The sequence below is a fragment of the Pauljensenia sp. UMB0895 genome (assembly GCF_030218905.1).
Classification (GTDB): domain Bacteria; phylum Actinomycetota; class Actinomycetes; order Actinomycetales; family Actinomycetaceae; genus Pauljensenia; species Pauljensenia turicensis_A.
This window is the reverse complement of the sequence record NZ_JASOQR010000004.1, coordinates 88,107-109,558: the sequence shown is the minus strand read 5'-3', so window position 1 is coordinate 109,558 and position 21,452 is coordinate 88,107. Positions and strand designations below refer to the sequence as shown.

The window sequence follows — 21,452 nt, the reverse complement described above, 5'->3', positions numbered from 1 at the left end:
CACACATCACGGATAGATGATCAGTCGCTCTTCGATGCCAACCAACGCTCGGCATCAAGGGCCGCGCGGCAACCGGAACCGGCAGCCGTAATCGCCTGACGGTAGGTGTGATCGACGGCGTCGCCACAGGCGAAGACACCTGTTGCAGAGGTGCGCGTTGATGGTTCGTCGACCACGATGTAGCCGGCGTCGTCCAGTGCGACGTCCGTAGCGAGGAACGACGTGCGTGGCAGGTGACCAATCGCCACGAACACACCATTGACATCAAGGTCGGACAGCGTGCCATCAACGGTGCTCTTCAAACGCAGGCCCGTGACCTCGTCGGTACCCAGGACCTCGTCGACGGTCGAATTCCACACGAACTCAATCTTCGGGTTTGACTTCGCACGGTCAGCCATCGCCTTCGAAGCGCGAAGCTCATCGCGACGGTGCACGACGTACACCTTGGAGGCGAAGTTCGTCAGGAAGGTTGCTTCTTCCATTGCCGAGTCGCCACCACCGATAACGGCCAGCACACGATCCTTGAAGAAGAAGCCGTCGCAGGTCGCGCAGTAGGAAACACCGCGACCCGACAGCGAATCCTCGCCCGGAACATTCATGTGACGGTACTCAGACCCGGTCGCCAGAATAACAGCCTTCGCGTACAACAGTTCGTCGTCGACGGCCACAACCTTCACATCACCCGACAGGTTCACCGCGGTGACATCCTCGTAGCGAACGTCCGCGCCGAACTTTTCTGCTTGCTCACGCATGTTATCCATGAGCTCGGGCCCCTGAATACCTTCGGGGAAACCGGGGAAGTTCTCAACCTCAGTCGTCGTCATCAGAGCGCCACCGGCAGCGAGAGCTCCAGCGATCACGATTGGCTTCAGGCCGGCGCGAGCCGTGTAAATCGCAGCCGTGTAACCGGCAGGACCAGAACCAACGACGATGACATCGTGAATGGTCGCATCTGCGGGAACCTCACCAGACGGGCGGGTTGACGGTGTGGTCGAAACGGTCTCGACCTCGGCATCAACCGTGTTCACGGCCAGCAGGTCAGACGTCACTGTAAATTCCATCATTACCTTTCGAAAAGATCGCCAAAAGTGTCAGGCTTCAGGCACCTATTGACCCTCATCAGCCAATAGTGTGCTTTGCGGAAATCGCTACTGAACGCTGAGTTCGCTCACCCATGCCCAGTTGTCACCGTCGACCGAAGTCGGCATGGTCGCGAAGGACAGAGCAATCTGCGACGTGGTGACGGGTTCAGGAAGGGTGATCTCCGTTGTAGGACTCAACGCCCCGCGAGCCAATTCTGTTCCTCTCCGAGGAGCATCGGCATCCGTGACGTTGCGCACGACCAGTTCACCACCGGACGTGGACGGATCCATGTTCAGCGTGATCTGAGAAACCGTTGCTTCTGCAGAGAGCTTGATAATGATGGTGACAGTGTTGTCGTCAGTGAAAGAATTCGTGTCGTAGTAGCGAGAGTGCCACGTGGTTGCTGGGTCGCCGTCAATCATGTTGACCGCAGTATCCGGGTGATCGCCGTCATCGTTTGACCAAGACAGAACGGATACGGAAGAAACAAGCGGAGAAGTCGTTCCCTGCATTGCCGATTGGTCGTCGGATTGGATGTGGTTTGCCGATTGTGCGTCTGCGAGCGACTGCGCCAAGTCAGGCGAGCCAACGGGTTTCAGCAGACCCACCGTGCCGAAGATCGCAGCGAGAATAGTCAAAACAGCCGCGAAAACAAGAGTCGGCTTCGTCGGATCAATCAGCCCTCGCTCACGCTGAGGCTGGTCCTCTTCACCCGCGGAGGCCACAAGAGCCAGATGGTCTGTGGGACGCTCAACAATCGGGCCGGGGAAGGAAGTCGTCACATCGGCCTCGGGTGCCAGTGGCATGTCAACGGGTGCCACCAGCGGGGGAATGCCCGTGGAGTGCTTCGATGTGACAGTCTTGTCAGCCTTTTCGGCTTCGTTGTTTTCCTCATTGACGAGGCTGCCTTCATCGTCGTTCCCCCGATCTTCTTCAGGGGCGGAAGGCATGGATGAATTATCTTCATCGGATTCGTCCTGAGCGCCTTGGTCGAGGTCGCCGTCTTCGCCAGACTCAACAACGTCATCTGTCGCTTCAGGTGTTTTCGAAGCGGACAACTTTGCTTTGATCGTGGCGATCAGGCCAGCAAAACCCGTGAGCGCCACGCCGCTTTCAGTATCAGATTCTTCATTTTCTGATTCGTCAGAACTATCGTCGCTCGACTCACGGTCTTCTACGTCAGTGTCGTCTTCAGCGTCCTTATCCTGTTCGGATTCAGCATCGTCGGCGCCATCAGAGACATCATCGATTTCTTCGACGCGCTCCTCATCCTGATCAATGCTTTCCGGTTGCTCGCCTAGGAGAGGTTCTTCAGGCTCATCGATAACGACCACATCATCAAACTCGGGTGAATCCGCATCGTCATCGTGGCTTTCATCAAGCTGGGTGTCTGAAGAGTCGACCACGGCCTCGTCCCCATCTTCCACTTCAGAATCATCAGACTCAGGGTCTGCCAGAATCTCGTCGAACGAGGGGAGAGCGGCGGCCAGCGCAATAGCAATCTCACGTTCGGCTTCGCTCAACTCAGGGTTGGGCGACGCAAGAGTGGGTGAGTTTTCAGACGACGTACCGTCCGACAATTCATCGTGATCGGGCTTGCCGTCCGTGCTCATGGGGATCCTCCGTTGAAAAAGTACGAAACTCAATCCATTATCGTTGAAGAAGTCGATTTCGGCTGTATTGGCGTGGCAAGGATGCGCCGCAAAACCAGTGGAACTCGCAACCTTTGAAGTAGCGGAGTGATTGTGCGCGCGCTTGTCGACGGCGAAATCAGCTTCAGAACAACCATGTACACAATCGACGCGACCAGTGAAACCATGATCAGCTTCAACGAAGCGCCACCAAAACGAAGCAGGGTCGATGAAGTCTGGGTCTGCGCTCCCACCAGCTTTAATGCGCCGAATGAAGACAGCGCCGCCAGCACGGCAGAAACCACAAACGCGCTGTAGGAACGCAAAAGCAAGGCACGATCCACGTAGGAATTACGACGCGACACCCACGCCACCGCAATCACGCCCTGGACAATGCGACACGACGTTTCACCAAGAGCAGCGGCAACAACCCACCACTTGGCACCCGTCATCGCATACATTCCCCACCCGACGATGACCTGAAGAATGGTCGGACCAATACCCATCAAGAACACTGGTTTAACGTCTTCATAAGCGAAGAAAACACGTTGACTCATCAAGACCATGCCCGTTGAGGCCACACCCGGCATTAAAGCAACAAGGACCCAGGCATACGCGGTGATCACTTCCTGGTTCGTCTTTGAGTACAGAACCATCTGCATCATTGGCACCGAACCAGCCATCAGGATCGCAGCCGCCAGCAGAGTCAGGGACGTAATCGTTTGGACGCCCAGGTGGTAGCTCGCTGCCACGGAACGATCATCATCATCGGCGACCGCCCGCGCCATTTGAGTGAAGATCGCTGTTGTCAGCGACACCGTGATCAGCGACTGCGGAACCATGAAAATCATGAAAGCGGTTGCGTAGGCGTTAATACCGACGAGCACACCGTCATGCGTCTTCGCGTACGCATCGGCCAAAGCGGCCAAGTTATTCGTCGACAGGACACCAATCTGGCTGACCCCCAGCGTCGCAAACGTCCATCCGGCCACCTTCGACGTGGAGCCAAATGACGTGCCTCGGAAATGGAAGTCAGGCTTGAAATGAACGCCCGATCGTTTCATCGGGATGAACAAGACAAGCGCCTGAGCAATCACGCCCAGCGTCGCCGACCCACCCAGTAGCCAGAATTGTGTCGCGGAAAGATCCTCGACATTGATGCGCCCTTCGGTGCCACCCCACAAAAAGAGGAATGCACCCAAACCGGCGATACCAACAACGTTATTCACCACCGGCGCCCACATGTAGGGGCCGAATACGCCACGCGCATTCAGTAGCTCACCCAGCAGGTTGTACAGGCCGTAGAAGAACAGCTGCGGTAAACAGAGCAAAGCGAAAAGAATCGCCAACGTGCGAGTTTGAGCATCGTAGCCGGCCGCCGTGATCACGACCAACAGCGGAGCGGCAATCATCGCCACGATCGTCACGATAAACAGAAGCGTCCCAGCAAGAGTGAGCAGACGATTCACATAGGTTTGACCATCATGCTTCCGCTTCAGTGCTCCAACGATCTGTGGAACAAGAACCGCATCAAAAACGCCGGACGCCAAAAGATTAAAGACTGTATTCGGCAAAGTATTCGCCGTTTGGAAGGCTGCAGATACGCCACCGCCGGCTGCTCCAATCGCAGCAAGAAGCATTGCCGAACGAACAAACCCAAGGATTCGCGACACCATCGTGCCCGACGCCATGATCGCGCTGGCCCTCAGGATGGATCGGCTCCGAGGCTCCTGAGGCGCTTCAACCGAAGAGTTCGACTCGGTCATTTGTTCTCCTCTTCTTCGCGCCCAGCACGGCGCTTGCGTACCGACCTGACTAGGCCGATCACAAACAGAAGACCAAAAGCAATCGCAACCGTAATAGTAAAAGCATCTTCCCAGCCGGCACGCATACGAACAAGAACATTATCCGAAATGGTAAGAAGCGTGCCGTCGGCAGTATTGATTTGGTAGGTGACTTCAATATCGCCCGAACCGATGGCATTCACGGGAACGTTGACCGCGGTGACCGTTTGCGCAGGAATGGTTGTGATCGCGGACTGGCGAACCTTCAGCCTGGGATCGGATGGGTTGATCGTGACCGTCACATTCACATCCCACGCCAAATCATTACGAACACGGATCGGAAAATCCGCGGACTTGTTAATCAGATTCACCGTGTCTGAAGGCACCAGTGACACCAGAGAGCGGAGGTGCGACACCTTCGCGCTGAACTGGGATGCGCGCGTCACCTGCTCATCGGCGCTGATCGACGCACTCACCGTCGGCAAAATATCGTCGTGGAGAGTCGCGTTGACCGCCTTCGGGTCAGACGTTGAATCCGCAAAAGACTTCAGTTGTGCCAGTGCATCGCCAAGCGTTGTTAACGCTGCGCTTGTTTCAGCCGACAGCTGACCGGGTCCAACAACGAAACGCTCAACGTCAGTCACCTGCGACGACGCGATCTGGCTAAACGACGTGGGCTCAACCCACCGCTGTTGGAGCAAAGAATTCAGACGCTGAACAAGCGAAGCAGACGGGGTCAATGTGCGCGACGCCGTCACCTCAACCGTTCGAGACACACTGGGACGCTCACGCGTAATAATCGCAGACACGCCAGCAAGTGCCTGGTCAACATCAAGAGCGTCCGAGCTGGTCGACACTTCCCAACCCAGCAGATCGTTCAACGTCTTATTCGTTGAAAGAACAGTCGCCGTCGAATCCGTCGCCCCCTGCGTGGACGTTTCACCCGTCGAATAATTCACTTCAACGGGAGCAAGGGACGTAAACGACACCTCGGGGTCCGGATCCAACGCACCGCCCGGAGCGATCGTCACCTTATCGGAAGCCAAGGCCAGCCCGGTCGTACTGAACGTTTCAGCTTTCGGCCACTCCACATTCTTCACAATCGTTGCATTCGCGTGGGTTTTTGACGCCTTCTGCGCAGCACTTTCGTTCGAGGACTGAGAATGTGAACCGTTTGGCTTACTGTGCGACGCCAAATCATCCCGGGTTTGGGTAGCCCCCGACTGGTCAGAGCTCTGCGATGTCGCGCTCTGCGGGTTGGATTCGGCTAAGTCGGTAGACGCGGCCTCGTACCCCTTAATCGCGACGCCGGTTGCGCTCCACCCAGCTGCTTCCACCGACGTCGGGAAGGATTTGATCGACGCGGACATCAGCGCAGACAGCTGATCGTTTGCCGCCAACGCAACCACGCCGGGATCGGCATCCCCCGTGGGAAGCGCGATGATTTCACGTTCAGCCACCAATAGCTTCGATGCGAACAATCCGTCAGCATCCGCCTTCGAAGTCGACGTGTCACGAGTTGGACGAGGAATCACCGTCGAATCAAGAGCCAGCGTCGTACCCGGGATCTGAGCAATCTCAGTTATCGCCGAACGCTCTTTCACGGTATTGCTTGAATTCGACGCGGTCCACGGAACAACAGCGTTCACCCGTGTGGGCTGGACTTCCTGGCCGGAATCCCAAATAAAAATCGTACGATCCGCGCCACTGCGATCCCCCGACAGCACGTCGACGCCGAGGGCTCGCGGACCCCACTCATAGGACGAATACAGGTCGAGGCGATCAACTGGAATATGAACCTCGAAGGGGATGGTCTGCCCGCCGGGAATGTCCGTGCTGGTTTCTTCGTAGCTGATCAGACGCCCAGGACGCGTCGACGCATCCAAAGAATCAGCGAGTTCACGAATACTATCGGCCGGATCAAAGGCCATCGAGACCATCAGCAAAGGGGCGGAAAGCGCTTCATCACCGGTGTTCGTGATTGTGCCCGAAACAACCAGCTCGCTTTCGTTCGTCAGAATCTTCGGGCTGAGCTGGTCGATCGACACGGTCAAGCCGTTCGATGATTGCGATTTGGCAAACAGGTCCGGGACAGTTGCCTGCGTTCCACCTGCCGTTTCATCGCCGAACGAGGCCGGTGCGACCACACTGCTTTCAACCATGGCAAGGCCGGCAAGGGTGGCGGTTGCTAGGGCGACGCTTCGGATACTCGTGGCGAAGAGCCGACGGGCGAAAAGTCCGTGCCTCATCTATTGCCCCTGATAGAGAAGATCAAGGGCCAGAGAAACGATGCGACGCTCATTCGGGTAAGCGAGCTGGTGAGGAAGATCTTTCAAACGAACCCATGCGGCAGCTTCCGCTTCATGATCAGGGTCATTTTCAACCGTGATTTCGCCCGAAACGTACTGCATCAGGTAGTGGTGAACGACCTTATGAACCCGGCGTTCATTGCCTGAGAACCAGTAGTCGATGCTGGTCAGGTGAGTCAGAATCTGGCCGTGGATACCGGTCTCTTCCGCTACTTCACGAAGAGCTGCCTGCTCGGCCGTTTCCCCGGGTTCAATGTGCCCCTTCGGAAGACACCATTCGATGCGACCCGAACGATTCCTTCTGGCAATCAACGCGGCGTAGGGAATTCCATCCACAACGTCAATGACGATGCCACCGGCCGACGTTTCGGATGAAACGGGAAGATGCGATGTTGACGAATGAAGCTGGCGCGTATGACGAATCGGGGGTCGTGGGACCCCCTGTCTGTGATTCGTCGGACGCATAGGCATACGTCCACTTTAGTTGTCCGATGGCAACGTTTTGTGACAGACCGCCCTTGTGTGCAGACTCGTCACCAGATTCACGCGCTTCTTAATGGCAGTTTCCCGCCAAAACGTGGCACGCTTAGGGGTGATGAGTGAAAAGACGACACTTTCGAATCAGCCTAACTCGCGCCCTCACGCACGTGTATATGCGGATATCTCTGCTCGCGATATTCCATCGCTGATGGTGAATGCTCGAAATGCCTTCGCCAATTTGCCATCGGAGATTCTTGAGCTTGGACGCGTTTTTGAAGATGCAGGAGAAGAGATCGCCCTAGTCGGCGGTCCGGTTCGCGATGCCTTTCTGGGTGTGGACCCGCATGATTTTGACCTGACAACGTCTGCGCGCCCAGATAAGACCGAAGAACTTCTGGCCATGTGGGGCGACGGCGTATGGGATATCGGCAAGGAATTCGGAACGATCGGTGGACGCCGTAAGAATGTGGTCGTCGAGGTCACCACGTATCGTACGGATTCGTACGAGGTCGGTTCACGCAAACCAGAAGTTGCCTTTGGGGACACTCTGGAAGGCGACCTGACCCGTCGTGACTTCACCGTGAATGCGATGGCGATGCGTCTGCCGTCCATGACGCTTGTTGACCCGCACAACGGTTTGGAAGACCTCGCGGCCTCGCGCCTGCGTACGCCGGTGACAGCTGAGCAGTCCTTTGATGATGACCCGCTCCGCATCATGCGCGCTGCGCGTTTCAGCGCTCAACTAGGTATCGACGTTGACATGGATGTCATGGATGCGATGGAAATAATGGCGTCCCGTCTTGAAATCGTGTCAGCAGAACGAATTTGCGCCGAACTGCAACGTCTGATCATTTCTCACTGGCCTAGGCGTGGCCTCGAATTGATGGTTCACACGGGAGTTGCCAAGATTGTCCTGCCGGAACTCGCCGCGCTGGTGGAAACTGTGGATGAGCACAACCGCCACAAGGACGTCTACGAGCACACTCTGACCGTCCTCGACCAGGCGATCGCGTTGGAGACCGGCCCGGATGGTCCAGTGCCCGGCCCCGACTTCATCCTCCGATTCGCGGCGTTGATGCACGATGTGGGCAAGCCCGATACGCGCGTTTTCGAGAAGAACGGGACCGTCTCGTTCCACCATCACGAAATCGTGGGTGCGAAGATGACGCGTAAGCGTATGCGCGCTCTGAAGTTCGACAAGGCGACAACCCAGGCGGTTGAAAAGCTCGTGTCTCTTCACCTGCGTTTCCACGGGTACGGGGAAGTAGCCTGGAGCGATTCGGCAGTTCGTCGCTATGTTACTGACGCGGGTGACCAGCTTGAACGTCTTCATCGTCTGACTCGCGCTGACTGCACAACGCGTAATCGTCGTAAGGCAATGATGCTGTCAAGCGCCTACGACGATCTGGAAAACCGTATCGTTGCTCTGCGCGAGCAGGAAGAGTTGGACGCGATCCGCCCGGACTTGGATGGTGACCAGATTATGGAAATCCTGGGATTGCGTCCGTCACGTGCGGTCAAGCTCGCGCGCGACTATCTGATGGAGTTGCGTCTGGAGAACGGCCCGATGGGTGAAGAGGCGGCAAAGGCAGCTTTGCTCGACTGGTGGTCTTCGGAAGAAATCCGCGAGATTGCAGCGGAATATCAGGCTCAGCAGGCGCACTGGGAGTCGCTTGTTGCGCAAAAGCGAGCAAAGAAAGCTGCTGCGAAAGCGAAGCGACAATCTGAGTTGGCAGATGAGACAGTGCCAACATCAGCGGATTAAGTTTCGCCCTAGTTGCTGTTTGAGTGTGCGAACTACGAGGTCTTAACTGCATCTCTTCACTGTGCAACCTCGGCCCAAAAGCTCAGGGATTCCATCTTCCATGTGACGGGGGCAATCACCTTTCTTGTTGGGCGCGAATTATCTCGCGTGAGACTCAAGATGATTCGGTTGTCCCCGTCACTCTTCACGCAGATTCTCAGGTTTTCTGCCTAGGCTGGTGGTAGAACTGTCCGACGAAAGGCTCAACCGTGGCACAATCCACCGGTCATAACCCGGGCTCACCTCTGCCGAAGCGCGCTGATTATGCGCGTCAGCGTCGCGCCGCGCAGGAAGTGGCCGACCGTGAAGCGGTAGCGAAGGCCCGTAAGCGTCAGTCGCAGCCACCCAAGCAGGCGCCTCAACCGCCTCAGCGTCGTTCGGTGGGCGCGCAGGCGAGCCAGGGGTATTTTGCTCCGGTCACTTCTGCCACCGCCCGCCCGGCTTCTGCGTCTTCGGCTTCCGCTCAGTCACGAGGCCAGTCAACCAAATCAAAACCCGTGGCGAAGAAGAAGTCCGGGTGGGGTCGACGCATTGGCCTGACCATTGTTTTCGCGTTCTTGCTGTCGGTGATTGCTGGCGCGAGCCTGTTCCTTTACATGTATTCACGTGCGACGATTCCTGCCGCATCTGACTTGGCGCTCGCTCAAAAGACGAGCATCTACTATTCGGATGGCACGACCAAGCTCGGTGATCTTGGTGAAGTGAACCGCGAGATCATTGATACGACCACGCTTCCTGACTATGTCGGCAAGGCAATTGTCGCGTCGGAAGACCGGACCTTCTACACCAATTCGGGCGTTGATTTGAAGGGTATTGCTCGCGCCCTGTTCAACAACGTCACAACGGGTTCACGTCAGGGTGGTTCAACGCTGACTCAGCAGTACGTTGAGCGCTACTACACGGGCGAAACCACCTCGTACAAAGGTAAAGCAAAAGAAGCGGTCCTGGCGATCAAGATCAATCGTGAACAGTCCAAGGACGAAATCCTGGCAAACTACATGAATACGATCTACTTTGGTCGTGGCGCATACGGTATTGAAGCGGCAGCAAAGGCTTACTACGGTCATTCGGCTGCTGAAATGACGTTAAGTGAAGCAGCAATGATTGCGGGCATTATCCCAGCGCCTTCCGCGTGGGATCCTGCAGTTGATGCAGACCAGGCGAAGACTCGCTGGGAGCGCGTGCTCAACCTCATGGTCGAAGATGGCTGGATTTCGCAGGCGGAAGCTGATGAGGCAACCTTCCCTGAAACCATCGACCCCGCAACTTTGGAGACTGAATCAATGAGTGGTCCCAACGGCTATCTGATTCAGCAGGTGAAGGAAGAACTGCTCGCCACGGGCGCTTTCACGGAGGAAAGCCTCGACGAGGGTGGCTTGAAGATTACCTCCACCATCGATCAGACGAAGCAGGATCAGGCGGTTGCAGCCGCTCAGACGATGTCGTCGGTCAGTGGTTGGGATCCGGCGACAATGCACGTTGCCCTGTCGTCCATTGACCCTGCAACGGGTGAGATTGTTGCTGAATTTGGTGGCGATGACTACTTGGCTCGTCAGCAGAACGCTGTGACGCAGGATATCGCGATGGCCGGCTCCAGCTTCAAACCGTTTGCGCTCATCGCAAATGCGCGAGCCGGCGGATCTGTCTACGACACATACAGCGGTTCTTCTCCGCAGTCGTTCCCCGGGCTGCCCGAACCTGTTCAAAATAATGCGAACGTGTCTTACGGCAAGATCAATCTGATCACTGCAACCGAGTATTCGGTGAACACCTCGTTCGTCGCCTTGAACAAGGATATTGGTCCGGCTTCCACGATGCAGGCAGCCATTGATGCTGGTATTCCCGAATCTACGCTCGGCTTGGAATCGAGCCTGCTGAACGTGCTTGGCTTCGCATCACCCCACAATATTGATCTAGCAAGTGCGTACGCGACGATCGCCAATGGCGGACAGCGCATGACCCCGCACATCGTTCGTTCCGTGGCTGACTCAGCGGATAACACGATATTTACGACGACCGTTGAAGCTCGCCAGGCATTCTCGTCAACCGATGTGTCGGCAATTATGCCGGCTCTTCAGGCCGTGACCGCTTCGGGTGGTACGGCTGAAACGGTGTCGTCCACTCTGCCAGGTTTTACGACTGCAGGTAAGACGGGCACGTCCAATGACCAGCTTTCAGCCCAGTTCATTGGTTTCGTTCCAGAATTGGTGACCGCTGTTTCGATGTATCAGTCGGACGAAGAAGGCAACGCTGTGTCGCTGGCGAATATCGGTGGCTTGGACCAGTTCCACGGCGGTGACTGGCCTGTGACCGTGTGGAACACATACATGTCGGCGATTTCGTCGACGCTCAGCCAACAGACCTTCTCTTGGTACGTTGCACCGAAACGCAAGTCGAATCAACAGAACATGAGCCAGAGTGGTGCGCAAGCTCCTCAGACTGAAACTTCGGAGCACTCGACCACTGAGTCGAATGACACCCAGGGGCAGACCACGGAGCAGACTCCTGCCCCTGCAACTCCGAGAACCGATCAGCAGAACCAGAACGGGACTGACAATTCCGGACAGAACCAGGGTGGCGGTCAGAACGGTCACAATGGGCAGAATTCTGAGCAGCCTGCGGATAATCCGTAGTCCAAGCATCTAGCCGGTAAAACAGCGGTGGGGCCCTACCAACTGGTAGGGCCCCACCGCTATGTGCTGGCTGTTTACTTCACTCACTCAACGGTCAAGTAAACAACCGGCGGATGCCAATCACTCAGCGACAACGCGGACCTTGAGGTTCGCGGAAACTTCCTGGTGGAGGTTCACTGAGACGGTGTACTGACCAACGGACTTGATCGGGGCTGCGATGATGACACGACGACGATCGATGGTCTTACCGAGCTGTTCCTTGACGGCGTCAGCAATCGAAGCTGCCGAGACTGCACCGAATAGGCGACCGGACTGGCCGACCTTGCCGGAAACGGTGATGGGCTCTGCTGCCTGAAGGACGTCGCGGAGTTCGCGAGCATCGTCGACAGTTGCGATCTCGTGGCGACGACGTGCAGCTGCGATCTGATCGATCTGCGACTGTGCGCCCTTCGTCCACTTGGTCGCGTAACCGCGGGGAACAAGGTAGTTGCGTGCGAAGCCAGCCTTGACCTCGACGACCTCGCCTGCGTTGCCAAGGTTGGCAACATCGTGGGTGAGGATGAGCTTAGTGGTAGCCATAATAAGTATCCTTCCCCGAATCAGCGGCCGGTCGACGAGTAGGGCAGAAGCGCCATTTCGCGGGCGTTCTTCACTGCGCGGGCAATGCGACGCTGCTCCTGGACGGAAACGCCAGTGACGCGACGTGCACGGATCTTGCCACGGTCAGAGATGAACTTACGCAGAAGCGCAGTGTCCTTGTAGTCGATCGATTCGATCTTGGCCGACTTCAGCGGGTTGGCCTTTTTCTTGATGGGCTTATTGCGAAGTTGAGGCTTCGCCATGATGGTCTCCTTGGATCCGGACGGAATGTTCCGCCCAATTCATGTGATGTCTATGTGTCTGATGTGGGCCCGTGGGCCACCAATCAGAACGGGGGTTCGCCGAACGAGTCACCCTGGGAAGTGCCCCACGGATCATCGTTCGCGCCACCCTGAGGTGCGCTGTAGCTGGCTTGGTTCGATACGTATCCGCCACCGGACTGACCGGCGTTACGGTTTCCACCCTGGTATCCGCCACGTCCTTGGCCGGAGCCGGAACGTTCCTGACGAGTCACCTCGGCGCGGGCCCAACGCAAGGATGGGCCAACTTCTTCGACGCGGAGTTCAACGACGGTGCGCTGAGCACCCGTACGGTCTTCGAAGTTGCGCTGAACCAGGTTGCCCTGGACGATGACGCGCATGCCCTTACGGAGCGATTCGGAGATGTTCTCTGCGAACTCGTTCCATGCGGAGCAACGCATGAACAGGGTGTTGCCATCGCGCCACTGACCAGACTTTGAGTCGTACTGGGAGGGCGTTGAAGCAACGGTGAAGTCGACAACGGCTTGGCCGCTGTTAGTGAAACGAAGTTCGGGGTCAGCGGTGAGGTTACCGACGATCGTGATCTGGGTATCTCGTGCCATGTCAACTCCTAATGACGGTGGTGGAAAATCGAACTGAACTCAGTGAGCGTCGGGGCGCTGGAGCTTGGTGCGCAGGATTGTCTCGTCGAGACCCATGCGGCGGTTGAGCTCGAGCGCGACATCGGGAGTCGTGGTCATGTTAATGACAACGTAGATCCCTTCGGAGCGCTTGAGGATGTCGTATGCAAGACGACGCTTGCCCCAGACGTCAATGTTCTCGATCGAGCCACCGTTTGCGGTGACGGGTGCGAGGTACTTTTCCATCGTGGGGGCGACGGTGCGCTCATCGATCGAAGGATCGAGGATCACCATCAGTTCGTAGTTACGCACTGTTAATCCCACCTCCTGTGGTCTTTGCGGTCACGGACGGTCCGTGACAGGAGGGTAATGCGTGTGCATTTGCGGGTTGCAAACGCGTGGAAAGTCGCTACTGGTGCAACGACAATCCAAGACTCAAGATTACCGTCAAAATGAGTCCGCGCGCTAGTGGAGTCAGGTAGTGCTGTGTCACTCACTTCCTGCGATGTGAGTGCTTTACCGGGCCTCGTCAATCACCTATGAGGTAGCTGACATTGAACGCAAGAGCCCGCCTTCGGAAAACCAGGTGCGCCAGATGTTCGCCGCGAATCGCGCACCCAGGTAGACGAGGGCGTAGGCCAGCCAGACTCCCACGACGATGGTCGACGAGGCAGCGCCCGCCTGCCTGAGGTATTCGACAACTCCAAGCGCGGGCAGAAGAATGGCCAGCTGGAGGGGACCCGCAATCGCGAAAAACATGTTGTCACCAGCGCCGAGCAGGACGCCGTCAAGCATGAACACCACACCGCAGAATGGGAAACCAAGCACGGACGCGGCCAGTCCCCACTTTGCGAGCTCATGCATCACCGGGTCCGAACCGAATGTCAGGGGAAGCCAAGGGGACAAGAACGCGATGAGCACGGTCAGGATGAAGCCCACTCCAAGACCCCAGATGGTCAGTACTTTAAGGAGCTCACGGAGTTCGGACGAGGACCCCTTGCCGACCGCGAACCCAACGAGGGACTGCGAAGCGATTGCTAACGAATCAAGGATGAAAGATGCGAGAGTCCAGATTGTCAGGACCACCTGGTAGGACGCGACTTCGCTGGCACCAAGATGGGACACCGGCCAGATCGTTGCGAGTCCAGCGACGCGCAGAGCAACACCGCGGACGATCAGTGGGGCGCCTTCAATCGCTGCGTGCGCGATGCCTGAGGCGTCGGGGCGAAGGGTGATCTTTTCGGCTCGAGCATGCGAATAGAGGATCGCAACATACGCGCTCGCCATGCCGATCAATGAAACCGAGGTGCCGATACCGGAGCCTGCGACACCCAACTTGAAGCCGTACATCAGCGTCGCGTTCAAGGCGATGTTGACGAGTGTGCCGACAGCGGTGACGATCAGCGGTGTGCGCGTGTCCTGAAGGCCACGCAACATTCCGACTACGGCGAATCCGACCAGGGTGCCGATCAGGCTGGGAGCTGACGCGATCAGGTACATGGTCGCCTGATGGGAGACCTCGGGATCTTGGGTCAACAGACCCACAAGGGGCTTCGCGCTGGCAATGAGAGCGACGGTGGAGAGGATGCCTAGCCCCAGCGCCAAAATCGTGGCGTTCATGCCTTGTGCAAAAGCGTGCGCTCTATCCCCCGAACCGAGCGCCCGAGCTGTTAATGAAGTTGTGGAATACGCCAGAAAAACGAATAAAACAATGACTGTTTGCAGGATCTGGGAGGCTACGGAAAGCCCTGCGAGCTGCTGTGTTCCCAGGTTTCCCACCATTGCAGAGTCGATGAAAGTAAATAGGGGTTCGGCGATGAGAGAACCGAGAGCGGGGATTGCTAAAGTGAAGATTTTCCGCGTAATACTGCGGTATTTATGGGGTTGGATCCTGCCGTTTTTGAAGGGGGTTTCGGCTTTTTGGTCGGATGGTGTGGAGGGTGAAGACAGTGCCGCCGAAGCCTCAAGTTGGGGTTGAGAGTTCGATGAACCTTTGGGCGTGTCGTCCACTATTTTTCCTTCACTTTGTTTTCCACAATCTGTGCACATATCTGTGGACAACGTATACCATTGCTTTCGGTAAATCGCGCCGAAAAGACTTGTGTAGCATTCTTCAACAAGTAAAACTATCCACATACTGTCCACACCATGCTGTGGATAACACGCTGTATTGTCCACACCTTTTCCGCACGTTATCCCCATTCAAGTTCACCTTGAGAGTGGGCAGAACGTCCATGCGGGGTTATGCTCGCGAGACACCGAAGTATCACGATACTGGCGTAAGGAGAAGCAGTGGCAGAAGAGTTTGATCGCGTCCAACCGCATGATAACGAAGCTGAAGTTGCTGTCCTTGGCTCCATGCTCCTGACCGTTGACGCGATCGTTGATGTCACCGAAGAGATTCGTGGATCTGACTTCTACTCGATGAAACACGAGATTGTCTTCGATGCGATCGTTGAACTCTTCGGACAAAACCAGGTTGCCGATCCCATCACGGTGTCTGACAAGCTCCAGCACGATGGCACTCTGACAAAAATTGGTGGCAGGCCCTACCTGCACACATTGATGGCATCGGTTCCTACTGCCGCCAACGCCGGCTACTACGCGCGCATCGTTCGCGAAAAATCCATTATGCGACGCTTGGTCAGTGCCGGAACGCGAGTCGTTCAATTGGGATACTCCGAAGAAGGCGCGGAAATTGATGAGCTTGTCGATCAGGCTCAACAGGAAATCTTCGCCGTCGCTACCGACCGTGCATCCACCGACTACGTGTCGATGAACACGATGGTGAATTCGCTGGTTGAACACCTTGAAGCCATTCAAAAGAACGACGATCTATTCGGTGTGCCCACCGGCTTTACCGACCTGGATGACCTGACGCAGGGCCTCAAGGGTGGTCAGATGATCATCGTTGCAGCCCGACCGGCAATGGGTAAGTCCACATTCGCACTGGACTTCTGTCGCTCGGCGTCAATCAAGCACGACATCACGTCACTGATCTTCTCGCTCGAAATGAGCCAGCAAGAAATCGCCATGCGTATGGTGTCCGCAGAATCCGGCGTACCACTGACAAAGATGCAGAAAGGCACCATGAACGATGACGATTGGCGCAAGGTCGCCAACACCATCGGCAAGGTCGCACAATCTCCCCTCTACGTTGACGACTCCGCCAACATCACGATGACGGAAATTCGTTCAAAGTGCCGTCAACTCAAGCAGGAACAGAACCTTGGATTGGTCGTCGTTGACTACCTCCAGCTGATGACAACTGGTGGCAAAGCCGAATCGCGTCAGCAGGAAGTCTCGCAAATCTCGCGAAGCCTCAAGCTTCTGGCGAAGGAAGTCGACGTTCCCGTCGTCGCAGTCGCCCAGTTGAACCGTAAGTCCGAAGAACGAACCGACAAGCGCCCCATGATGTCTGACCTGCGTGAATCCGGATCACTGGAACAGGACGCAGACATCATCATGCTGCTTCACCGCCCCGACTACTACAACGAAGACGATCGTCCGGGCGAAGCAGAAATCCATGTCGTCAAACACCGTGCGGGCGCAACGAAGACGATCACTGCGCTCTTCCAAGGACACCTGGCGCGCTTCGCCAACTACACGCGTCGCGAAGAAGACTAATCGGCATCGGCCCCACCCGTCGCGCGCCACCAACGGTGAATCGAGATGTGTGGGCGAGCGTGGCCTCGTCAATCGGCGTCAGGCGTACCGGCAATCTGCTCGCGCACCTTGCGCATCTGCTTACGCGAGCGACGCGACGTGAATGGGGAAGCCGGGCGCCGGGGAAGCAACGTGTGTCAGGGAAGTTGAAGAGTGGTTCTAGAGAAGCGGAATGCGGACGAGCCGGAAGAAGGCAAACAAAAAGCGCGACGAACTGGCGTCGCGCGACTATGCGGGGGCGCGCCTCTTTGCGCGCCCCGAATTACCTATCAGAGAGTTTCGTTCTGCTGCTGCGAGATTGCGTAGGTTGCGGGAACGAACAGGATTGCAGTCAGGCCGACCAGCGCTGCGATTGCAACGGAGAGGGGGGAAGATGCGGCGAGGGCGCCTGCAATACCGAGGGTTGCGAGGATGACGACTGCGACGACCAGAGCGGTGACATCAGCGGTGGTCTGCCAAGAGGCGCGGGAGATTTCAGACTTGACGATGTGAGCCATGGTGGTTTCCTTTGTTCAGCGCTATGCGAAGCACTGAACATGCCCCGCACGGCAATGTGTCAGTTTCGCTGCCGAGGAACTAACCTCGTCCAGCACCATTTAATTTAGCAAAGTGTCGGAAACGTTTCCACTGTTGAGCCTGACATCACATCTTTGACGCAAAGCTACGGCCTGCCAAGCATGTGTGAGGCCAAAGTGCATACAACAATCCCCGAGCTGTAAAGCTCGGGGATCCTCTGTCCTGTTTCGGCTATCTGTGCGCGAGCATGCGATCACGATGATCGCTACCGATCACGCCAGTATGCGCCGAGCAGTGAAGTGAAAACGTAGAGTTTCAGCCGAGACGCTGGATGTTCTCAGCCTGCGGGCCCTTCGGACCTGCGGTGACGTCAAACTCAACCTTTTCGCCTTCGATCAAGGTGCGACGGCCAGACGCCTGAACGATGTTTGAGAAGTGAGCGAAAGCGTCTGCGGAGCCATCATCGGGAGTGATGAAGCCGAAGCCCTTGTCGTCGTTGAACCATTTCACAACACCAGTGGTCATGGGTGTTTCCAATCTGTGTGCGCCCCAAGCAATAAGGAAAGAACTAGGAGCAGTCGTACCGTGCCGAGTTCGGCGACGGCATAGTGACCCAACCTCCTGCACACACAACGAAAAACACTTGGAAAAACGTGGGGTACTGCAATGAAACTGTGTAACTACGCGTTTAACGCTACCCCACCCCCATCAATAAAGTGCTATCGCGGGCACTTTCATGGGGCATCTCATGTAATTGGTTTCGCGCCCACTTTTAGTGGTAGGGGTACGCCGGTGTGCGTGGCCACGTGAATGATTGATGAGACCGCCGACGTCTGCGAACTCCATCTGCGTCCGCAGGGAAGCCTCGGGTGCAACGAAAAAGAAGGGAAGAAAAGAGGATGTACTTCACCCAAGGGTGAATATAAGGGGTGCCGGCAAATCTGCCGAAGATAGCTTTTCAGCTAAGAAACACGTGGTGCGCGAGGGGGGAGTTGAACCCCCACCCCATTTCTGGGACACGGACCTGAACCGTGCGCGTCTGCCTATTCCGCCACTCGCGCGTGCGTTGAAAAGATTACGGGCAAAAGTGTGCGCACGTCAAATGGAAGATATTTTCCGTCCAATTATGTTGGAATATCAGGGCGTGCACGCGCGCATCACACCAGCAGGTGCGCTGCGACAATTCCCGTAATGTCGGCTACGACGATGAGGATGACGACGAGGTCTGGCCAGTTCAGTTGACTGCCTTTTCCGCGGGTGAACAGGGTGCCACCGCGAAGACTCATTGCGCGTCCCGTGTCGACGGCGCTTCGCGATGCCGCCGACAGGCACGCCGTGATGATGTCGATCCCGGCTTTCACTAGCGTCGTAAACGATGCTCGCATGAGATCGTTGCCCATCCTGAGGCGCGCAGTGTCTACGACGGCGGATGCTTGATCGCCCAATATGGGAAGCGACTTGAGGGCGAGTGCCATCATCGCAGCCCACTCATCAACGGGAGCACCAATCCACTTCAGTGGATAGATCAGGTGCGACAACGCAGTTGCGAGGCGCGCGGTAGAGAATGTCCACGCCAGCAGGTACGTTCCCCACAACACGAGCAGAGCAAGCACGCAGAGTCGCAGGAAAACCCAGAAACCTCCGCCGATCGACGCGCCAATGAATCCGCCGATCACGCCCGACCAGAACCAGAGCGGGGGAATGCGAACGGCCTTCGGTGGAACGCGTGAGATCACGGTTGCCAGGATTAGGGGGATAGCGACCAGTCCAAGCGTCGGCCACTTCGGCCATACGAGCAGGAACGATGTGAGTACCGTCCAGCAGACGATCATGACTTCCGGGCTGGTACGCGTCAGAGGCGACGTCCATGGAAGCGGGCGGGGCAGAGTGAATCCGCTGGGGCGATATGTCTTACGTGAACGCACGCGCGTCATCGGATCACTCCCTGGGCAAGATGCAGGTGATTATCGACCAGATCGATCAGCTCATCCGTATCGTGCGAAATGATGATCAGCCCAAGCCCGTCCGCTCTCCGCTTTCTCAACACGTCACTGAGTAAGCGTCGCGATTCGACATCAAGCCCAGCGAAAGGTTCATCTAGCACCAACACTTTCGGGTGTGACGCTAACACTCCCGCCAGGGCGACGCGACGCATCTGACCGCCGGAAAGATCATCAACGTTGCGCGATGCAAGGTCGCCGGGCAGTCCCACTTCGGCCAAGGCTTTAGCGACAAGCTGGTCAGAATCAACCAGAGTCGACGAGGCGCCTCGGTGGCGGCGAGCCGAATCGGACGAGCCGACAGCTGCACCCACTTTCGCGGCCGCCAAAATATCCTTTGCGACCGTTGGACGTTGTAGTTGTAGGCGCGCGAACTGTCGCGCTAACCCGACGTCACCCACTCGAAGAGAAACAGGGGAGCCACCAAGCGTGCACTCGCCCCACGTTGGTCGCATCAACCCGGTTAGAATCCGCGCCAAGGTGGACTTGCCTGACCCGTTCTCGCCGGTGATCAGTAGTGCTTGACCGGGCGAAACAATAAATGAGACGTCACTGAGAACCGTGTTTTCCCACGGGGATCCAACATCGTAGGCGTGCCCGACATTCTTCACCCACAGGTGGTCAATTGACCCGCCCTGATAGGGCTGAGGAACTGCAATGCTCCGCTCAATAACAGGTGTGACCTGCGAGTACGTATCTTCAAGAGGGTCGGGTGCATCAGAAGTATCGATGTGCCCATCGCGCAGACGAATCAGCGTGTCAGCACTACTTGCTTCGGTTGCATCGTGCGTAATATGAATGACGGACGTTCCTAAAGCGGGCAGACCATGCAGAACCTCAAGAAGCTCGCGCCGGCCAGGCGAATCAATCATCGCCGTGGATTCATCGGAAATGAGCACGCGAGGCTTACGCGCAAGAGCACCAGCCAAAGATAGGCGCTGTAACTGACCGCCGGACAAACGTCGGGGAGAAGCATCTTCAAGACCCTCCAAACCGACAGTGTGAAGAAGCTCGGGAAGGTCCAGCGAAGCACGCTCATCGTCACTCATTCCCCATGCAATATCCTCGGCCACCGTGTCACCGAGGAACTGCAACTCAGAACGTTGAGCGACAACAGCAGTTCCGGCCTCGTCCCCCAAACCGACACCACCAGGTCGAATCACCTGCCCGCTTGTCGGTTGCGCGCCAGCGAGGACAAGGGAGAGGGTGGACTTGCCGGATCCGTTCGGGCCCGCGATCACCGTGAAGCCATCACTGATATCGAGGGTGATCCCTCGCAAAGCCGGAGTATCAGACCCCGGGTAGGTGAAGGTGACATCACGCAATGAAATAGGGAACGGGTCGGGGGTAGTCGGGGTGTCAGTGCGCTCGCGGTTTGCCGTGTCCACCAACGGATCCCACGGCGCAGTAATCGTGATACGACGTAGAACCTTCATCGTCAGCCAGTGAGCAACTAGCGTCAACACAAAAATGCCAAGAGCTCCAAGGGGTGGAATCCAGTAGTACCAGTGCTCAATCCAGGTGTTGATGATTGCCTGAACGGCGTCCGTTTGTGGTGCCAGCGCGGGAATCTTCCCGATCAGGGCAATGTACCCGTTGGTCGTTGTGCGCAGTGATTCAAGGACGAGGTTCCGCGATTCAGAAAGTACAAGAAGCAGGAGCCATGTGAGGGCCCCGCCTGCGATGCCAAGCAACAGTGCCACGCCGTAAACGAAAGCGCGGTGGGCTTCTTTGCGCGCGAGGTAGCCGACAACAAGGCCGACGGCGACAGCCTGAGCGACGGTCTGCGCGCTTTGGATACCGCCGACTGCCAGTGACATCAAGATCGTGATGAGAGCGGTGCCAAGGCTGGCGCGCGGGCGCATATGGGCGGTGATCATCGCAATCGGGATTGTTGACCCGATTGTGAAGAAGATGGAGAGCACGGGTATGACCGTTCCTGCGAGTCCGAGTGCAATCGACAGTCCCGCCAGAATGCCGCCGGTTGCGACTTCTGCGGGGGCTAGGGGAGTGCGCCGTTTACTCATGGTTTAAGTGTGCCTTGAACGGGGCATTTGTGCGCAGTG

The 21,452-nt window shown here is 56.9% G+C and carries 17 protein-coding genes and 1 tRNA gene; 3 read left to right on the top strand and 15 right to left on the bottom strand.

From position 1 onward, the window contains the following. Positions 1-20 precede the first annotated feature (20 nt). The 5 genes from trxB to QP503_RS03625 form a co-directional block, all read right to left on the bottom strand. Positions 21-1,061, bottom strand: a complete 1,041-nt coding sequence (gene trxB / locus QP503_RS03645; RefSeq protein ID WP_006680606.1) for a thioredoxin-disulfide reductase — start codon at positions 1,059-1,061, stop codon at positions 21-23. An 87-nt stretch (positions 1,062-1,148) separates the two neighbouring features. After that, positions 1,149-2,696: a midas domain-containing protein gene (locus QP503_RS03640; protein WP_006680607.1), complete on the bottom strand. Its 1,548-nt coding sequence runs from the start codon at positions 2,694-2,696 to the stop codon at positions 1,149-1,151. A 29-nt stretch (positions 2,697-2,725) separates the two neighbouring features. After that, complete coding sequence (murJ, locus tag QP503_RS03635; RefSeq protein ID WP_006680608.1) at positions 2,726-4,480, bottom strand: murein biosynthesis integral membrane protein MurJ; 1,755 nt, start codon at positions 4,478-4,480, stop codon at positions 2,726-2,728. Continuing rightward, on the bottom strand, positions 4,477-6,747 hold the full coding sequence (locus QP503_RS03630) for a DUF6049 family protein (RefSeq protein ID WP_006680609.1): 2,271 nt from the start codon (positions 6,745-6,747) through the stop codon (positions 4,477-4,479). Before QP503_RS03630 ends, murJ begins: the two co-directional genes overlap by 4 nt. Next, a complete protein-coding gene (locus QP503_RS03625; RefSeq protein WP_006680610.1) occupies positions 6,748-7,272 on the bottom strand; it encodes an NUDIX hydrolase in 525 nt (174 codons plus the stop codon). Positions 7,273-7,495: 223 nt separating this feature from the next. Between QP503_RS03625 and QP503_RS03620 the strand changes: the two genes are divergently transcribed. Together QP503_RS03620 and QP503_RS03615 are read left to right on the top strand one after the other, a co-directional pair. Next, entirely contained in the window at positions 7,496-9,052 is a 1,557-nt protein-coding gene (locus QP503_RS03620; RefSeq protein ID WP_050998782.1) for a CCA tRNA nucleotidyltransferase, read from the top strand. 248 nt (positions 9,053-9,300) lie between these two features. After that, entirely contained in the window at positions 9,301-11,724 is a 2,424-nt protein-coding gene (locus QP503_RS03615; protein ID WP_006680612.1) for a transglycosylase domain-containing protein, read from the top strand. Between the two features lie 120 nt (positions 11,725-11,844). Here QP503_RS03615 and rplI read toward each other — a convergent pair whose 3' ends face one another. The 5 genes from rplI to QP503_RS03590 form a co-directional block, all read right to left on the bottom strand. Further along, on the bottom strand, positions 11,845-12,303 hold the full coding sequence (gene rplI / locus QP503_RS03610) for a 50S ribosomal protein L9 (RefSeq protein WP_006680613.1): 459 nt from the start codon (positions 12,301-12,303) through the stop codon (positions 11,845-11,847). A gap of 20 nt (positions 12,304-12,323) precedes the next feature. Then, a complete protein-coding gene (gene rpsR, locus QP503_RS03605; RefSeq protein ID WP_006680614.1) occupies positions 12,324-12,566 on the bottom strand; it encodes a 30S ribosomal protein S18 in 243 nt (80 codons plus the stop codon). Between the two features lie 83 nt (positions 12,567-12,649). Then, positions 12,650-13,186: a single-stranded DNA-binding protein gene (locus QP503_RS03600; RefSeq protein WP_103632861.1), complete on the bottom strand. Its 537-nt coding sequence runs from the start codon at positions 13,184-13,186 to the stop codon at positions 12,650-12,652. 39 nt (positions 13,187-13,225) lie between these two features. Continuing rightward, complete coding sequence (gene rpsF / locus QP503_RS03595) at positions 13,226-13,516, bottom strand: 30S ribosomal protein S6 (RefSeq protein ID WP_006680616.1); 291 nt, start codon at positions 13,514-13,516, stop codon at positions 13,226-13,228. 225 nt (positions 13,517-13,741) lie between these two features. Beyond that, the gene (locus tag QP503_RS03590) at positions 13,742-15,253 is read right to left on the bottom strand and encodes an MATE family efflux transporter (RefSeq protein WP_218840470.1); all 1,512 of its coding nucleotides are present in this window, start codon (positions 15,251-15,253) and stop codon (positions 13,742-13,744) included. Between the two features lie 243 nt (positions 15,254-15,496). Between QP503_RS03590 and dnaB the strand changes: the two genes are divergently transcribed. Beyond that, a complete protein-coding gene (dnaB, locus tag QP503_RS03585; RefSeq protein WP_006680618.1) occupies positions 15,497-16,831 on the top strand; it encodes a replicative DNA helicase in 1,335 nt (444 codons plus the stop codon). Positions 16,832-17,139: 308 nt separating this feature from the next. On the opposite strand, the gene QP503_RS03580 is transcribed toward dnaB, so the two are convergent. The 5 genes from QP503_RS03580 to QP503_RS03560 form a co-directional block, all read right to left on the bottom strand. Next, a complete protein-coding gene (locus tag QP503_RS03580) occupies positions 17,140-17,367 on the bottom strand; it encodes a hypothetical protein (protein WP_006680619.1) in 228 nt (75 codons plus the stop codon). Between the two features lie 334 nt (positions 17,368-17,701). Further along, positions 17,702-17,911, bottom strand: coding sequence for a cold-shock protein (locus tag QP503_RS03575; RefSeq protein WP_006680620.1), 210 nt, complete (start codon positions 17,909-17,911; stop codon positions 17,702-17,704). Positions 17,912-18,360: 449 nt separating this feature from the next. Next, positions 18,361-18,447, bottom strand: a tRNA-Leu gene (locus tag QP503_RS03570). Positions 18,448-18,543: 96 nt separating this feature from the next. After that, a complete protein-coding gene (locus QP503_RS03565; protein WP_103632859.1) occupies positions 18,544-19,320 on the bottom strand; it encodes a CbiQ family ECF transporter T component in 777 nt (258 codons plus the stop codon). Then, positions 19,317-21,413, bottom strand: a complete 2,097-nt coding sequence (locus tag QP503_RS03560; RefSeq protein WP_179370096.1) for an ABC transporter ATP-binding protein — start codon at positions 21,411-21,413, stop codon at positions 19,317-19,319. The genes QP503_RS03565 and QP503_RS03560 overlap by 4 nt, the downstream gene beginning before the upstream one ends. Between the last annotated feature and the right edge of the window lie 39 nt (positions 21,414-21,452).